The organism is Vibrio ouci, from assembly GCF_004551525.1.
GTDB lineage: Bacteria > Pseudomonadota > Gammaproteobacteria > Enterobacterales > Vibrionaceae > Vibrio > Vibrio ouci.
Genome location: NZ_SATR01000023.1, coordinates 17,585 through 32,223, shown reverse-complemented (window position 1 = coordinate 32,223; position 14,639 = coordinate 17,585). Strand labels below are relative to the sequence as shown.

Below are 14,639 nucleotides of genomic sequence, written 5' to 3'. Positions count from 1 at the left end.
ACCTCTACGAAGTTTTAAATAATCTTAATCGGTTAGCGTTACTAACCACGGTAATCGAAGAAAGGGCCATGGCAGCCCCTGCCACCACAGGGCTCAATAAAAAGCCAAATGTTGGGTATAAAACACCAGCAGCAATCGGAATTCCCAAAGAGTTGTAGATGAACGCGCCAAATAAGTTTTGCTTCATATTTCGAACGGTTGCTTTGGAAAGTTCAATTGCTCTGATTATTGAAAGAGGAGATGAGTTAAGTAGTGTCATTTGCGCACTCTCGATAGCGACATCACTGCCACTGCCCATTGCTACTCCGACGTTCGCTATCGCCAGTGCCGGGGCATCGTTGACACCATCACCGACCATTGCAACGCACTTACCTTGTCGTTGTAAACCTTCAACATGGCTAGCTTTCTCGTCGGGTAAGACTTGCGCAATTACTTGGTTAATTCCTAGCTGCATGGCGATTGCTTCAGCCACCACCTGATTGTCACCAGTAAGCATCACAGGGACAATATTCATTGCTTTTAAAGCGGTGACTGCTTTTTTTGCATCCGTTTTGATTGGATCAGCTATCGCTATGACACCTTTAACCATACCGCCCACTTGGACGATAATCGGCGTCCAGGCATTATTGAGATACTGAGTAAGAGTGGGGTGTAGCTCTTGGAGGTCCCATTGTTTTTTCTCGGCAACATTAAGTGACACCAGTGAGATAGGGCAATTGTCGTATAGTGCTTCTACCCCTTGTCCGCGATGGTTTTTAAAATCGGAGACATCTACGAGTGCGATGTGTTGCTCTAGTGCTTTATTAACGATGGCTTTTGCCAAAGGGTGCTCTGAGTATTGCTCCACGGAAGCGCTGAGTGAAAGCAGTTCCTGCTCATTTCCGCTCAAGGCATAGATAGCTTGGACTTGCGGTTTACCTTCGGTCAATGTGCCTGTTTTATCAAACACAACCGTATCTATTTTACTCGCTGATTGTAAAACATTGGCGTCACGGATCAGAATGCCCATTTCAGCCGCTTTTCCAACCCCAACCGTCACAGATAAAGGCGTCGCTAGACCCAGTGCACATGGACACGCGATGATCAAAACAGTAGTCGCGACGACCAACATATAGCTCGCACTTGGTTGAGGTCCAACTAAATACCAAACCAACGCTGAGAAAAGTGCAATAGCGACGACGATAGGAACAAATACTGCGGAAATCTGATCGGCAAGTTTGGCAATTTTCGGTTTGCTGCTTTGGGCTTGGCGAACCATAGTGACAATGCGCGCTAGCATTGTATTGTTGCCAACGCCCTGAGCTTCAATAACCAGAGAGCCATCTTGGTTGATGGTGCCAGCTGAGACGGTATCACCGATCTGTTTGTTAACCGGTACCGGTTCGCCGGTAAGCATCGACTCATCTAAATAAGATTCACCTGATTGAACTCGTCCGTCGACTGGAATTTTCTCTCCGGGTTTTACCCTCAACAGTATACCAACTTGAATGGTTTTGATATCAATAACTTGCTCACCTTTATCGGTAACTAAATTCGCAGTTTGAGGCTGAAGGCCAATTAGTGCTTGAAGAGACAAGGTGGTCTTAGCTTTGGCTTTGGCTTCGATATAATGACCAAGGGAGATAAGACCGACGATCATGGCGCTTGCTTCAAAGTAAACATGGCGCGATGGTGCTGGGAAAAAATCAGGCACTAGCACAACCAACATCGAGAACAGCCATGCAGAACCAACACCTAATGCTACAAGTGTATCCATAGTCGCACGTTTGTGAGTGAGTGCTTGCCACGCATTGACAAAGAATGAGCGGCCCGCTGTTGCAAGTAGCCAAAGACAAATGAGGCCGACAATTCCCCAAGCAACTTGGTCTTGGGGATTGCGGATCATCATATTTCCACCCAGCACTCCCCAAAGCATCAATGGGGCTCCGACGGCTAAGCCAAACCAAGCGCTGCGTTTGTGGTGGGCTTGAACCAATGCCTGCTGTTGCTGCTGTTTTAATTGTTGCGTTTCTGAGTCAGTTACAAGTTGCGCTTGGTAGCCTGCTTTGTTTATTGCGGGAAGCAGTTGAGTCTCTATTTGATTGCTATCTAATGCGCTATATACGATCGCACTTTGTTCCGCGAGGTTAACTTGCGCTTTATCTATACCAGCGACGCTGATTATTGTTTTTTCAACCGATGCAACACAGCTTGCGCAAGTCATACCAGATATCAGAAGCTGGTGGGTATGAAGTGCATCAATAGTGTTGTTTTCTATCGATGAGGTTTGGATTTCTTCTTCAACCTCATCTCCCTGAGGTTCATTTAATGTGGCTTGATAGCCAAGCGATGCAACTAAAGCCTGTAGGGTTTCCAACGAATGTAGGGATGAGACTGAAAGTTCACTTTTTGAGGCGCAGAACTGACCGACATACGCATCCTCGCTCAACGCTTTTTCAAGCTTGGCGACACACTTTCCACAATTGAGTCCACTAAGGTGTAGCTGATAATGGTGACCCGCTTGGTAGCCAAGTTCTTTGACCGACTTTTCTATCTCAAGAAATGTTAGTGCGCTCTCTATTGAGACAAAGGTTGGAGAAAGCTCGTAGATTGTCGTATCAAGTTCTGAAGTGAGTTTGTTCTCAACCTTTCTCGCACACCCCATGCAATTGAGCCCTGATAGGGGAATATCAAACTTAGCCATAACCTTACCTGCATTAAAAGCGATGATGACTAAGCATAAACCTTAACTCAAGGGTAAGGTCAAACATTGATTATGCGAAAGTCAAAATCGTTAATCTTTGTTTTTTGCTTAGGACTTTTAACGTTTTTTAATGCGAGTTACCTCTAACTTTTTTATTGGTGAATATAAAGTTCCGTAAAATGTTCAAAAATCAATGAGATGTAGATAACGATTTTTCTGGATGTTTACCAGTATTTGTCTGGTTTTTCTAAAATTGACGTTTTTTATGTTTTATGTTTTTTGTGTAAGTTGTTGATTTTTAATGATAAATAAAGAGGTTGATAAAACCCGTTTTGAAGTGAGTCAGATTTTTCTTTGGATAGTTTTTTGAAGAAAAAAAAGTTTGCCAAGATGAACCCGTCCATAAATGGTTCTCCCCTTTTAATCATGCAGTTAGGTGGTTTGTTGGGGAGTGCTAACAAAAAATAAATTCTTAATAATAGGGGTTATTCTTATGTCTCATTTCAAAAAGACATTGCTAGGAGCAGCAGTATCAAGCTTGGTTCTAAGTGGTGCAGCGTTTGCTGATGGCGCAAACAGCGACGCAGCAAAGAACTACTTAACTAAGGATTCATTTGCATATGAAGTCTACGGTATTATTGCGATGCAGGCCGCGTATCGTGATTATGACTCTGGTAGTAATGCAACGGATGATGATCTTGGAGGCATGCAGTTAAACAACGAGTCTCGTATTGGTTTCCGCGGTAAAAAAGATTTTGCTAACTTCGGGCCAACGTTTATTTGGCAAATCGAGGGTGGCTACGTTGACCCAAGCTTTGGTGGTGAAGGTGCTGGCTTAGGTGAGCGTGATACGTTTGTCGGCTTTGAAAGTGAGTCAATGGGCCAAATTCGTCTAGGTCGCGTACTAACACCTATGTATGAACTAGTTGATTGGCCAGCATCTAACCCAGGTCTAGGCGATGTATATGACTGGGGTGGGGCTATTGGCGGTGCTAAATACCAAGATCGTCAGTCAAACACTATCCGCTGGGACTCCCCAATGTACGCAGACAAGTTCTCATTAGACATCGCTGCTGGTGCTGGTGATAGCGCTGGTATGGGTGCCGGTGATGATTACTGGGGTGGTATTGCAGCACATTACAAACTGGGTCCACTGCAATTAGATGCTGCGTATGAAGGCAACCGCAATATTGAAGCCGAAGGCCAGACATGGGAAAACAACAGTTATCTAGTCGGTGTTCAAGGTTGGTTCGAAAATGGTATTTCGTTCTTCGCTCAATATAAATATATGGAAGCGGATGCGAGCAACGGTGTCAGCGAGAAGCAAGATGCAGTTTCTGCTGGTCTGATGTACACGACTGGTGATTGGCAGTACAAGCTAGGTTACGCAGCTAACTTCGACTTAGAGCGCGATGGTCAGACAATCGACAATACGGCTGATGACGTACTATCAGCGCAAGTTATGTACTTCGTAGATCCATCAGCAGTTATCTATGTACGTGCTCGTACCTTAGACTTTGGTGACGGTGCAACATATGTAGGTGGTTGGACTGACTCAGATGACGGTGCGAACCGTTGGAAGTCGGCTGACTACGATGAATTCTCTGTAGGTGTAGAGTACTACTTCTAATAGAGAGTCGATAAAAAGGGCGGAAACGCCCTTTTTGTGTTAATGCTAATCTATATAAGTCATTGAAGTTAATGGCCTGTTGATTTCTATGGCTTATCTAAATTGGTAGAAGAAGAGAAACCATGATGAAAAAAAATACTATTCTAATAGCTCTTTGCGCAATAGCGTCTGCGCCTATATTTGCTGCCCAACTTACTCTACAAGCTGAACTTACGCCTCGTGTCCTAAATGGAGAATCTATTTACCCAGGGCAGATTTCTGAAAACAATAGTATCGACATTGAAAGTGGTAACAACCAACTGGCTGTCACCGTCGGTCAAATTGTATTTGAAGATGGTAAGCGTCGAAAATTTGATTCACAGCCGCTATTATTGGAATTTGAAGCGGAAAAAGATACGCAGCTAACGCTAACTTACGGTAAGTTTCGTACCATTGAAGATGCAAAGGCATTTGAAAAGAGCCCAATAGTTACCTTGAAAAATAAAACAGGTAATGATGTTCAATTCTCGCTGACTCAATTAAACAAAGGCGGTCTTCAGGGATTTCGTGATTATAAAAGAGAGGTTGCAGACTACAACAACGTGGCACACAAACAGCAGGCAACATCAAATATTGCAAACTCTCCTGCCGCGACAAAAACGCTCAAGCAATCATTCAGCGACTTAAGTCGTGAAGAACAGCAAGAATTTATGCAGTGGGCCATGCAAAACTTAAAGTAATTCCAAGGATTGTAGAATTACATATCGGTGCTAAAATAACGCGCAATTTTGGCACCAGCCTGTTTTGAAGGTATTGGTGTGGTCATTTAGACAATCAAGGTATTTTACATGACGGTTAAAACTCGTTTTGCTCCTAGCCCTACAGGCTACCTTCACGTTGGTGGTGCACGTACTGCACTTTACTCTTGGCTATATGCTAAAAGCCAAGGCGGTGAATTCGTTCTACGTATCGAAGATACAGATTTAGAGCGTAACTCTCAGGAAGCTGTGGATGCGATCCTAGAAGGCATGCAATGGATGGGTCTAGAGTGGAATGAAGGTCCTTACTTCCAATCTAAGCGTTTTGACCGTTACAACGAAATGGTTGATAAGCTGCTTGCTGAAGATAAAGCATACAAATGTTACGCATCTAAAGAGCTGTTAGATGAAATCCGTGCAGAGCAAGAAGCAGCGAAAGAGATGCCTCGTTACGATGCTAATCACCCAAAAATCGTTGCAGCTAATGCTGAAGCGAAAGAAGGCGATGCGTTTGTTATCCGCTTCCGTAACCCGAAAGAAGGCAGCGTAGTATTTGATGACCAAATTCGTGGTCGCATCGAAATTGCTAACAGCCAGCTAGATGACCTAATAATCCGTCGTACTGATGGTGCACCAACGTACAACTTCGTGGTTGTGGTTGATGACTGGGATATGGGCATTACGCACGTTGTTCGTGGTGAAGACCACATCAACAACACACCTCGTCAAATCAACATCTACGAAGCACTAGGTGCGCCAGTACCGGTATTTGCTCACTGTGCAATGATCCTAGGTGATGACGGTGCGAAACTGTCTAAGCGTCACGGCGCAGTTTCTGTTATGCAATACCGCGATGAAGGTTACCTACCAAATGCACTTAACAACTACCTAGTACGTCTTGGTTGGTCTCATGGTGACCAAGAGATCTTCTCGCAAGAAGAGATGATCAACCTGTTCTCTCTAGATGCAATCTCTAAATCAGCGTCAGCGTTCAATACTGAAAAGCTACTTTGGTTGAACAACCACTACATTAAGACATCTGATCCTGAGTATGTGGCTGAGTACCTACAATGGCACCTAGATAACCAGAAACTAAACGTTGAAAACGGTCCGGCAATCACTGAAGTGATCAAGCTTGTGGGTGAGCGTTGTAACACGCTGGTAGAGCTAGCAGAGCAGATCCGTTACTTCTACGAAGATTTCTCTGAGTTTGAAGCAGGCGCGGCTAAGAAGCACCTACGCGGCGTCGCTAAAGGCCCATTAGAGCTTGCTCTAGCGAAAGTTGAAGCGCTAGAAGAGTGGACAACAGCGAACATTAAAGAAGGTGTTATCGCTGCTGTTTGTGAAGAGCTAGAAATCGGCATGGGCAAAATTGGTATGCCATTGCGCGTTGCAGTAACAGGTGGTGGCCAGTCTCCGTCTGTTGATGCGGTTATGGAACTTGTTGGTAAAGAGCGTGTTATTGCCCGTATCAAGATGGCAATCGCATTTATCGAAGAGCGTGAAGCGAACGCATAGTTTCTATTTTCTCGATTAGATACCAAAACCGCAGTTTAATACTGCGGTTTTTTTTATGTGTTAAAGAGTGCTTAGGGTGACTGCTGCGTTCAAGTGAACTGATTATTTGCTCGTATCAGTTGGTGTTTTATTTTGAAAATACCTAACTTCATCGAGCGTGTTACTAAATTTGTTTGGGAAAATGCCTACAAAATATCGTCTTGAATTTAAGAATCTTTACTTTAGGCGCGTTTTTTTTCGTGGAAAACGCAAAAAGTGTGAAGCCGCGTTAGCCCTTATGTGGCAAGAGCTGAGAGTGCTCCCTGAAACTTCTCTGACTTTAATGCAACTAAATGCTGACATTCCCCCCCTTTATTAATGGAACTGATCCTCTTTATAGTCCTCCCCGTTGGTTACATATAGTCACGTTTATTGTTAGCTAAAGCACCGGATTGACCTGGAGCGAAATGACACATCAGGAAGTGAATGAATGGACCTCATCTCCACTTTGCTTGGAGAGATTGAGTGCAGGATCAAAGCTAAACGATAACGACATTAATATTAAGTATTAAGGAAACAGTAATGAAAAAATTAGCAGCGGTAATCTCAGCGTCACTTCTTCTAGCATCTGCACCTTCAATGGCAGAGCTGTATGTTGGTGGTAAAGTAGGTAAATCATGGTTAGATGATGCTTGTACGACTGCAACAGCAAACTGTGACGACGAAGCATCGACAGCAGGTGTGTTTGCTGGTTACGAGATGTGGGACTTCCTATCAATTGAAGGTGGTTACGATTACCTAGGCAAATTCACTGCTGATGGCCTAAATGATGACAAAGTTGAAGCATTCACTTTAGCTCCTAAACTAAACCTACCTATTACTAACGATATCTCACTTTACGGTAAGTTTGGTGGTGCGTACGTGAAATACGGCAACCAAGATGATTACTCTTACCTAGGTGCTGCTGGTATCGAATTCGATTCACATGAAAATGTGACAGTTCGTGTTGAATACCAAACAATTACTGATGCAAACAATGATCAAGTACGTGCTATGGGCAACAGCGCAACACTTGGTTTCGTTTACAAATTTGGCGGCAGCGAAGAAGCGGCACCAGTTGCAGTTGTTGAAGAAGAAATGACAGAAGAAGTTGTAGTAGAAGAAACTCCAGCTGAACCTGTTGTAGAAACAAAAACATTTGAAACGCAACAACTAGGTACAGGTAGCTTTAAGCTAAACAGCACTGAGCTAAACCAAGACAGTGCAGCTCAACTAGACGAGCTAGTTGAGTTCCTGAACACTTACCCACAAGCTAATGTAGAGATCGTTGGTTACACTGATACTTCAGGTGCTGCGGAATACAACCAAGTTGTTTCTGAGAAACGTGCACAGTCAGTAGCAAACGCTCTAGAAGAAAAAGGCATCGACTCTTCACGTATTACTGCTCGTGGTGAAGGTGAAAACAACCCGATTGCATCTAACGAAACTCGCGAAGGCCGTGAGCAAAACCGCCGTGTTGAAGTTATCGTTCCTGAATTTGAGTACCAAGTAGCTCAATAATAATTCAATAAATAACAGCGTCAGAAAAAAGCCTCGACTTAGGTCGGGGCTTTCTTATTTTTGAGAGTAGATATGGGAATATAATAATAACCGTTCCATCGCTCATGTTTTATTTGATCTGATTATGCGTTAGTGTGCGTATGTGGGCTGTCGGGTTCACATCACTCGTTGATTAGCGAGCGAAGGCGTAAATGGAAAACAATAAGGAAATACGCATGAAAAAATTAGCAGTGGTAATTTCTGCAACCTTGATGCTGTCTTCAGTAGCAAATGCAGAGTTCTATCTTGGCGGCAAAGTTGGTAAGTCTTGGCTAGATGATGCATGTACATCAGCAACGGCAAATTGTGATGATGAATCAATCACTGCCGGGCTGTTTGCCGGTTACGAATTTCTTGATTATCTCTCTCTAGAAGGTGGCTACGACTATTTAGGTGAGTTTACCGCTGATGGCATTGATGGCGATAAAGCCCATGCTTGGACATTGGCGCCTAAACTGACGATTCCATTTAATGATACTGTCTATCTTTACGGTAAGTTTGGTGGCGCATACGTAGAATATGGCGATAAAGATGATAACTCTTACTTAGGTGCTGTGGGTTTGGAGCTGAACTCTGATAGCAACGTAAGAGTCCGTCTTGAGTATCAACGTTTGACAGACGTTAACAATGATCTAGTTAAGGCCGCTGTTAACTCAGCGACTTTAGGCTTTGTTTACCACTTTGGTAATAACGACCAAGCGCAGCAAGAGCCTGTCGTTGTAGAAGAAAAGACGGTTGAAGAAGTAGTAGAGGAAGTGGTTGTTGTGACTCCTGTCATCAAGAGCTATGCAACCAAAGTTGATTCTGGACACTTTGCATTAAACAGCACTGAGTTGAAGCCAGAGAGTAAATCTCAACTTTCTGAGTTGGTTCAGTTTATGGAGCAATACCCTCAAGCAACTGTTGAAGTTACTGGGTATACCGACTCAAGTGGGGCTGCGGAATACAACCAAATGCTTTCAGAAAAGCGCGCTCAAGCGGTGGCTGATGAGTTAGAGAGCCAAGGTATCGAAGCGTCACGCATTACCGTCAGTGGCGAAGGGGAAAATAACCCTATCGCTTCGAATGACACTCGTGAAGGCCGTGCTCAAAACCGTCGCGTCGAGATCACGGTACCGGGCTTCGAATACGAAGAAAAGTAGCGTAACCAATCCAGATAGAAGCCTTGGCTAGTGCCAAGGCTTTTTTATTTTTAACAAATGTGTGAGTTATGTCTGATTTGTTAGCTGATTGTTAGACTTGTGCGTATGGTGTTTTGTTTTTTATTCAACGTGCTAATTTCTTTTTTGTTGTTCTTGCATTCACTTATATGAACTTCGATAGAAATAAAACAAATAAGGATATATCAATGAAAAAATTAGCAGTGGCAATTTCTAGTGCACTAATGCTGGCGTCCGCAGGCGCAAACGCGAATGTTTACCTAGGTGGTAAAGTAGGTAATACATGGCTTGATGACGCGACATGTTCGGCAACATCTGTTTGTGATGATGATGACATGTCAGGTGGTCTAATTTTTGGTTATGATTTCTCAGAGTATATTGCGATTGAAGGTGGTTATGATTACCTCGGTGAGTACCACGTTGATGGTGTTGGCGATGACTCAGTTCAAGCTTGGACACTGGCGCCTAAGCTGAGCTTGCCACTTACAGAGGCTATTTCTGCATATGGTAAAGTGGGTGGTGCATACGTAGAATATGGTAATGAAAGCGATGCTTCTTACTTAGGTGCTCTTGGTGTTGAATACGATGCAACAGAAAACCTGAGTATCCGTGCTGAGTACCAACGTATTACCGATATCAGTAATGATTTCCACACTGCAGCAGCAGATTCAGCAACGTTAGGTATGGTCTATAAGTTTGGCTCTTCGGCAGCAGGCGCAGCAGCGGCTGGTGGAGCTGCTGTAGCGGCAACAGAAGAAAAGACACCTGAAGAAGTGGCGGCAGAGCAAGCTGCGGAAGAACAGGCGGCAGCAGAGCAAGCATTGGCTGAAGAACAAGCTAAAGCTGAAGAGCAGGCTAAAGAGGAAGCTAAGGCTAAGCTAGAGAAGGTTGAGCCGAGCGACTACCCGCTAAACAGCACTGAAGTAAATTCACAAAGTAAAGATGAGCTAGCAGCATTAGCGCTTTTCTTAAACCAAAAACCAGAAGTATCCATTGAACTAGTTGGTCACACAGACTCTAGCGGTTCGGCAGAATATAACCAAACTATCTCAGAGCAACGTGCACAAGCAGTGGCGGATGAGCTAGAAAGCCAGGGTGTTGAATCTTCGCGTATTACTGTAAGTGGTCAGGGTGAAAGTAACCCAATTGCTTCTAATGATACTGCAGAAGGTCGTTCTAAAAACCGCCGTGTAGAAATCAAAGTGCCAGGCTACGATCTTTAAGATTATTTAATTACTGTCCTTAATAAAAAGCCTTGGCATATGCCAAGGCTTTATTTGTTGTCGTTACCGTCGAATATAAAACTCTATGCCACAGATGATCTGTTAGCTACTTTAAATCGATACTGTTCAATCGGCCCATAAACTCAAGGATCTCTAAGTTCTCCTTGTTGGCCGCAAGTAGTGCTTTTTTAGTTTTAGAGTAGGCGGCCAACCGGCCGTGTTTCTTTATTGAGCAAACCACACTTCTGTATATGAGTTTGCCGTTCTCATCATAGTTGCGCCATGCGGCGATATAGCATTCATCTTTAGCGTCTGGGTTATCTTTGGTCGGTCTAGGTTTAAAGATAATCTTAGGCTCAAGTGAGTGGGGTAAACGTGTCATGAGGTAAGGGTCTTTGAGTAGACGGCGCCAAAATTTGCCCCACATCTCACTGCCCATTTCATTTCGCAACTTAATCGCTTTCTGCAGGCCTTTCTTCTCTCCAATACGAATGTAGCCGACAGAGCGGTGGATGACTTTGTCATCTGGAGTATGGATATGAATTTTGAAGGCTGTTTTGGCCTTAGAGATGAAGCGATGACCAGTGTTGGTCTCTAAGTTACTTTTTTTCATTGTTTGACTACAGATAACTTTATTAATAATTATTTTAGATGAAAGTTAAAGGATGGTGAAGCCAAGAAAGCAAAAGGGCCAAGCATTTTTACTTGGCCCTGATATAAGGAGGGTGTTTACACTGGGATTCTACCTGTTAGGAAGAGAACACACTACGTATCTGTGCGACGGAGCGTAGTGTCACTTTGGTCATATAGCTACAGTAATTTGTGCATAACATCTCCGAGCTGAATACTGCCTGCTAATTCTGCTTGATCGACAGACAGCTCCGCTTCGTTTTCATATACGCGAGATACCGTTAGTGTTATGTCAGTTTCTGTAACTTTGTTTCGCGGTAAACCACGCTGGTCGATGAATGATCCAGTGTGCCAAAGTTGTAGTTTGTCACCCTCTTGAACGCCATGAACACGCCCTAGGTCAATCGTAATGGTATTGCCCCACTTAGCGACGACTTCCGGCAGTGTGATTTTACAAGATACTTCTGACTCTAGATCGAGCATGATATTTCGACTGACACGAAGCATCATATCACCGTAGGTTGACGCCCAGAAACGCGCACTTTTAGTATCGACTTGGCTGGTTTTGGCAAATGGCCAACGAGCGACTTCACGATAGTTACGGTTATAGACTTCATTGCCAGTCTTGCCATCGAAGATGGTCATCTCGAGCGCAAACTGGCGGTTGATGACGTCATCTTTAATCAGATTTTTTTCTATGGTTGCGGTGAGATCGGTAATCACACCCCCGATAATGTACTGCGCGCCTGTATCCTCAGCGATCATTTTAAGTCGCTCTGGGTATTTCTTACTGATCTCAAAGTCGGTCGTACCAACGGAAATAAAACTAGCAGATTCTTGATCTAATTGACGGTTGATGACGTTGGCAAAATCGTCACCGACACTGTATATCTGGCCCATTACCGCTTGTTGAGGAGAAGCGAGATCAATATTTCCAACTAAGAAGGTCTTTTTATACTGGCTGACATGGCAACCTGTTGCCGATGGATAAATATCGATACGTGCTTTGACGAACATAACGCCACTGCGAGTTCTTTCCTCTTCGACTAAGATATAGCGCACTTCAGTGCCCGTGAATTGATACTCTTTACGGCCACTTTCAAGTAGTGGTCTCAGGTTAGCGATGCTACCGATATCAGCACCTGAAAAGCTCACTGCTTTGTAGATTGCGTCTTCTAGCGCGTGAACACGGGCCACTTCTTCTGATGAAACGATAGTTGAAGTTCCCGTCACTTCATACCAACCTGCCAGTGCACTGTGTGCAAATAGGCTTAAGTAGACGGTTGATAAAAAGTACAGAAGCGATTTTTTCATGATTGATTACCAAGTTGGTTCATTTTTTGCTTAATAAATCTTAGCTGATTTAGGCATTGCCTTTCTTAATAGTTGCATTGATAGAAAAGCAAAGAATGTTCCACTTTTCGTTTTTTCGTAAAAGAGTCGACATTTAGGCCTTAATGTATCGGAGATTAGAGAATGAAAAAATGGTTATCGCTTGTGCCAGTGGTATTTCTGACCGCCTGTGCGTATGCGCCAATATATAATGGTAAAGAACCGTATAATGGTTCCCAGTTTATGCTGATGGACAGCCCGCGTCATACTCTTGACTTTTTTGTTGAGAGCATGACCGAAGACTTAATGATTTCAAATACGAGTGTATCGGCTCGTACACCGATTGCGGTAACGTCATTTGTTGATTTGCAGAATATGGATGCCACCAATTGGTTAGGTAATTCTGTATCGGAAGGGTTTATTCACCAGTTCCAACGTCGTGGGTTTAAAGTTGTTGATTTTAAAACAACCGGATCGATTCAGGTCACTCACCAAGGTGATTTTGCCTTTAGTCGAGATTGGAAAGATCTCGCGCAAGAACAAGACATCCAATATGTACTGACGGGTACCATGCTTCGCCAAGAAGGTGGTGTGTTGGTCAATGCACGTGTTGTTGGTATGCAGTCAAGAATCGTTGTTGCAACGGCCCAAGGCTTCTTGCCAGCGGATCGTATTGGTCGAGACCTTGATACGCTTAATAGTATTCGTACGCAAGATGGGGTATTAATTCGCTCTGACCCAACAATGACCCAACCGTATACTGTGATTCTGCGTCCATAGGAGAGACAATGAAAAAGTTATTACTTCTTGTTGTTGCTTTGATGATGGTTGGTTGCCAACCTCTGCAGAACATGCGTCCTGATGATTGGTTGACTGCAGTCGGTTATGCCAGCATTAGTGAGCAAAAAGGGCGTAACGAAGACGAAAAACAAGTCCGCGCGATGCGTGCATCAAAAATCGACGCTTATCGTGAACTCGCTGAACAAGTATATGGCATGCGTGTAAGTGGCAGAGCCGATCTTAAAGATCAACGTTTAGGGACTGAGCTTACCTCTGGTGCGGTAGACGGTGTTATCCGTGGTGCTGAGGTTGTACGCAGCTATAAAGTCGGTGACAGCTATGTGACGGAACTTCGTTTAGACATCGAGAAGATGAATAAACTGCGTGATTATGGTGAAGTTCAGCAAGTGCCTGAAAAAAGGCAGCAAACACTTTTCTAACTGAATATTCTCTCTGATACAAAAAAAGCGGCAATCATTGCCGCTTTTTATTTGTTTGGGTTTTCTATGCAGTTGGCGAACAAATTGGCTAGGCCTTAATGTTTGTTCCAAGCGTTGTCACATTCTTCGTTTGGCCTTCAGCGGTATAAGTCATACCAAGTTTACCTTGAGACTGCTTCATCAAGTTATTTAGCTTATTGTAGCTTAACTGCGCACGTTGCAATGCTTGACCATTCACTTCATTCGCTTGTTGGCATTGAGATATAAGCGTACGAATTTGCTCTACCAGAGGGCTCAACTCTGGGTCTGAGGTTAAGCTTTCAACGTCAGGGTGGCGACGAATACGATCATCGGTGACTTGCAGTTGTTCAATGAGGGTGACTTTTTTGTTGGCTATCTGTTCAATATCTTTGGATTGGCGACTGGTGATGGCGCGTTTTTCTTGCTCAAGAACATCACTCAGCTCTAGAGCATTTTTCAATTGAAATTCGACCAAACCATGTAGTGCTGCCATCTATTGAACTCTCATTCGCTATTTAAAGTCCACCAAGTTCTTTTTCGAACTTCATCATATTATCCGCCAGTTTCTCCGGATCTACCGTGTAAGAACCGTTGGCAATAGCTTCTTTAATCGCAGCAACTTTTGCTTGATCAAAGCTAGGTTGGCTAACCATTTGATTGTGCATCTCACCGACAGCCTTGCCCTGAGAGCTTAGTGAAACAGCGTCTTGCGCAACGGTTGACTTCTTTGCTGAGTCAGAACCGCTAGTCGTTGAGTTATCATTGCGAACTGAGCTTCTCGTCGTTGTCGAGAGTGTTTGCCCCGAACGTATATTATCAATGCCTGCCATAGATGAGCCTTTTTAAAATAGAACTTGTACTGTCAATATCGACGAGTGCGGTAAGAACTTTAGCTTTTTTTTAGATT

General features: G+C 43.8%; 13 protein-coding genes. 8 read left to right on the top strand and 5 right to left on the bottom strand.

Going from position 1 to position 14,639, the window contains the following annotated elements:
• Positions 1-4: 4 nt before the first annotated feature.
• Positions 5-2,683 carry a heavy metal translocating P-type ATPase gene (locus ELS82_RS15180; RefSeq protein ID WP_134836224.1) on the bottom strand — a complete coding sequence of 893 codons (2,679 nt, stop codon included), beginning with the start codon at positions 2,681-2,683 and terminating at the stop codon, positions 5-7.
• A 493-nt stretch (positions 2,684-3,176) separates the two neighbouring features.
• Between ELS82_RS15180 and chiP the strand changes: the two genes are divergently transcribed.
• The 6 genes from chiP (at position 3,177) to ELS82_RS15150 (ending at position 10,529) form a co-directional block, all read left to right on the top strand.
• Positions 3,177-4,313 (top strand): chitoporin, encoded by a 1,137-nt coding sequence (chiP, locus tag ELS82_RS15175; protein WP_134836223.1) that lies wholly within the window; start codon positions 3,177-3,179, stop codon positions 4,311-4,313.
• Positions 4,314-4,435: 122 nt separating this feature from the next.
• On the top strand, positions 4,436-5,032 hold the full coding sequence (locus ELS82_RS15170; protein ID WP_134836222.1) for a YccT family protein: 597 nt from the start codon (positions 4,436-4,438) through the stop codon (positions 5,030-5,032).
• Positions 5,033-5,140: 108 nt separating this feature from the next.
• On the top strand, positions 5,141-6,568 hold the full coding sequence (gene gltX / locus ELS82_RS15165) for a glutamate--tRNA ligase (RefSeq protein ID WP_134836221.1): 1,428 nt from the start codon (positions 5,141-5,143) through the stop codon (positions 6,566-6,568).
• 561 nt (positions 6,569-7,129) lie between these two features.
• Entirely contained in the window at positions 7,130-8,107 is a 978-nt protein-coding gene (locus ELS82_RS15160; RefSeq protein ID WP_134836220.1) for an OmpA family protein, read from the top strand.
• Between the two features lie 215 nt (positions 8,108-8,322).
• Entirely contained in the window at positions 8,323-9,288 is a 966-nt protein-coding gene (locus ELS82_RS15155) for an OmpA family protein (RefSeq protein WP_134836219.1), read from the top strand.
• Positions 9,289-9,494: 206 nt separating this feature from the next.
• Positions 9,495-10,529 (top strand): OmpA family protein, encoded by a 1,035-nt coding sequence (locus ELS82_RS15150; protein ID WP_134836218.1) that lies wholly within the window; start codon positions 9,495-9,497, stop codon positions 10,527-10,529.
• Positions 10,530-10,635: 106 nt separating this feature from the next.
• Here ELS82_RS15150 and ELS82_RS15145 read toward each other — a convergent pair whose 3' ends face one another.
• Entirely contained in the window at positions 10,636-11,142 is a 507-nt protein-coding gene (locus ELS82_RS15145) for a Fe3+-citrate ABC transporter substrate-binding protein (RefSeq protein ID WP_053441801.1), read from the bottom strand.
• Positions 11,143-11,339: 197 nt separating this feature from the next.
• Positions 11,340-12,473, bottom strand: coding sequence for a flagellar assembly protein FlgT (locus tag ELS82_RS15140; RefSeq protein WP_134836217.1), 1,134 nt, complete (start codon positions 12,471-12,473; stop codon positions 11,340-11,342).
• Positions 12,474-12,635: 162 nt separating this feature from the next.
• On the opposite strand from ELS82_RS15140, the gene ELS82_RS15135 reads away from it, so the two are divergent.
• On the top strand, positions 12,636-13,271 hold the full coding sequence (locus ELS82_RS15135) for a FlgO family outer membrane protein (RefSeq protein WP_053441803.1): 636 nt from the start codon (positions 12,636-12,638) through the stop codon (positions 13,269-13,271).
• 8 nt (positions 13,272-13,279) lie between these two features.
• Entirely contained in the window at positions 13,280-13,711 is a 432-nt protein-coding gene (gene flgP, locus ELS82_RS15130) for a flagellar assembly lipoprotein FlgP (protein WP_004415045.1), read from the top strand.
• Between the two features lie 88 nt (positions 13,712-13,799).
• On the opposite strand, the gene ELS82_RS15125 is transcribed toward flgP, so the two are convergent.
• The gene (locus ELS82_RS15125) at positions 13,800-14,225 is read right to left on the bottom strand and encodes a flagella synthesis protein FlgN (RefSeq protein WP_134836216.1); all 426 of its coding nucleotides are present in this window, start codon (positions 14,223-14,225) and stop codon (positions 13,800-13,802) included.
• Between the two features lie 22 nt (positions 14,226-14,247).
• A complete protein-coding gene (gene flgM / locus ELS82_RS15120) occupies positions 14,248-14,562 on the bottom strand; it encodes a flagellar biosynthesis anti-sigma factor FlgM (RefSeq protein ID WP_004415040.1) in 315 nt (104 codons plus the stop codon).
• Positions 14,563-14,639: the final 77 nt, after the last annotated feature.

Bases quoted from the DNA above. Each gene is read 5' to 3' on its own strand.
- ELS82_RS15125 (WP_134836216.1), bottom strand. From the start codon at position 14,225: ATGGCAGCACTACATGGTTTGGTCGAATTTCAATTGAAAAATGCTCTA.
- gltX (WP_134836221.1), top strand. From the start codon at position 5,141: ATGACGGTTAAAACTCGTTTTGCTCCTAGCCCTACAGGCTACCTTCAC.
- ELS82_RS15180 (WP_134836224.1), bottom strand. From the start codon at position 2,683: ATGGCTAAGTTTGATATTCCCCTATCAGGGCTCAATTGCATGGGGTGT.
- ELS82_RS15140 (WP_134836217.1), bottom strand. From the start codon at position 12,473: ATGAAAAAATCGCTTCTGTACTTTTTATCAACCGTCTACTTAAGCCTA.
- ELS82_RS15160 (WP_134836220.1), top strand. From the start codon at position 7,130: ATGAAAAAATTAGCAGCGGTAATCTCAGCGTCACTTCTTCTAGCATCT.
- ELS82_RS15145 (WP_053441801.1), bottom strand. From the start codon at position 11,142: ATGAAAAAAAGTAACTTAGAGACCAACACTGGTCATCGCTTCATCTCT.
- ELS82_RS15170 (WP_134836222.1), top strand. From the start codon at position 4,436: ATGATGAAAAAAAATACTATTCTAATAGCTCTTTGCGCAATAGCGTCT.
- ELS82_RS15135 (WP_053441803.1), top strand. From the start codon at position 12,636: ATGAAAAAATGGTTATCGCTTGTGCCAGTGGTATTTCTGACCGCCTGT.
- flgP (WP_004415045.1), top strand. From the start codon at position 13,280: ATGAAAAAGTTATTACTTCTTGTTGTTGCTTTGATGATGGTTGGTTGC.
- ELS82_RS15155 (WP_134836219.1), top strand. From the start codon at position 8,323: ATGAAAAAATTAGCAGTGGTAATTTCTGCAACCTTGATGCTGTCTTCA.
- chiP (WP_134836223.1), top strand. From the start codon at position 3,177: ATGTCTCATTTCAAAAAGACATTGCTAGGAGCAGCAGTATCAAGCTTG.
- ELS82_RS15150 (WP_134836218.1), top strand. From the start codon at position 9,495: ATGAAAAAATTAGCAGTGGCAATTTCTAGTGCACTAATGCTGGCGTCC.
- flgM (WP_004415040.1), bottom strand. From the start codon at position 14,562: ATGGCAGGCATTGATAATATACGTTCGGGGCAAACACTCTCGACAACG.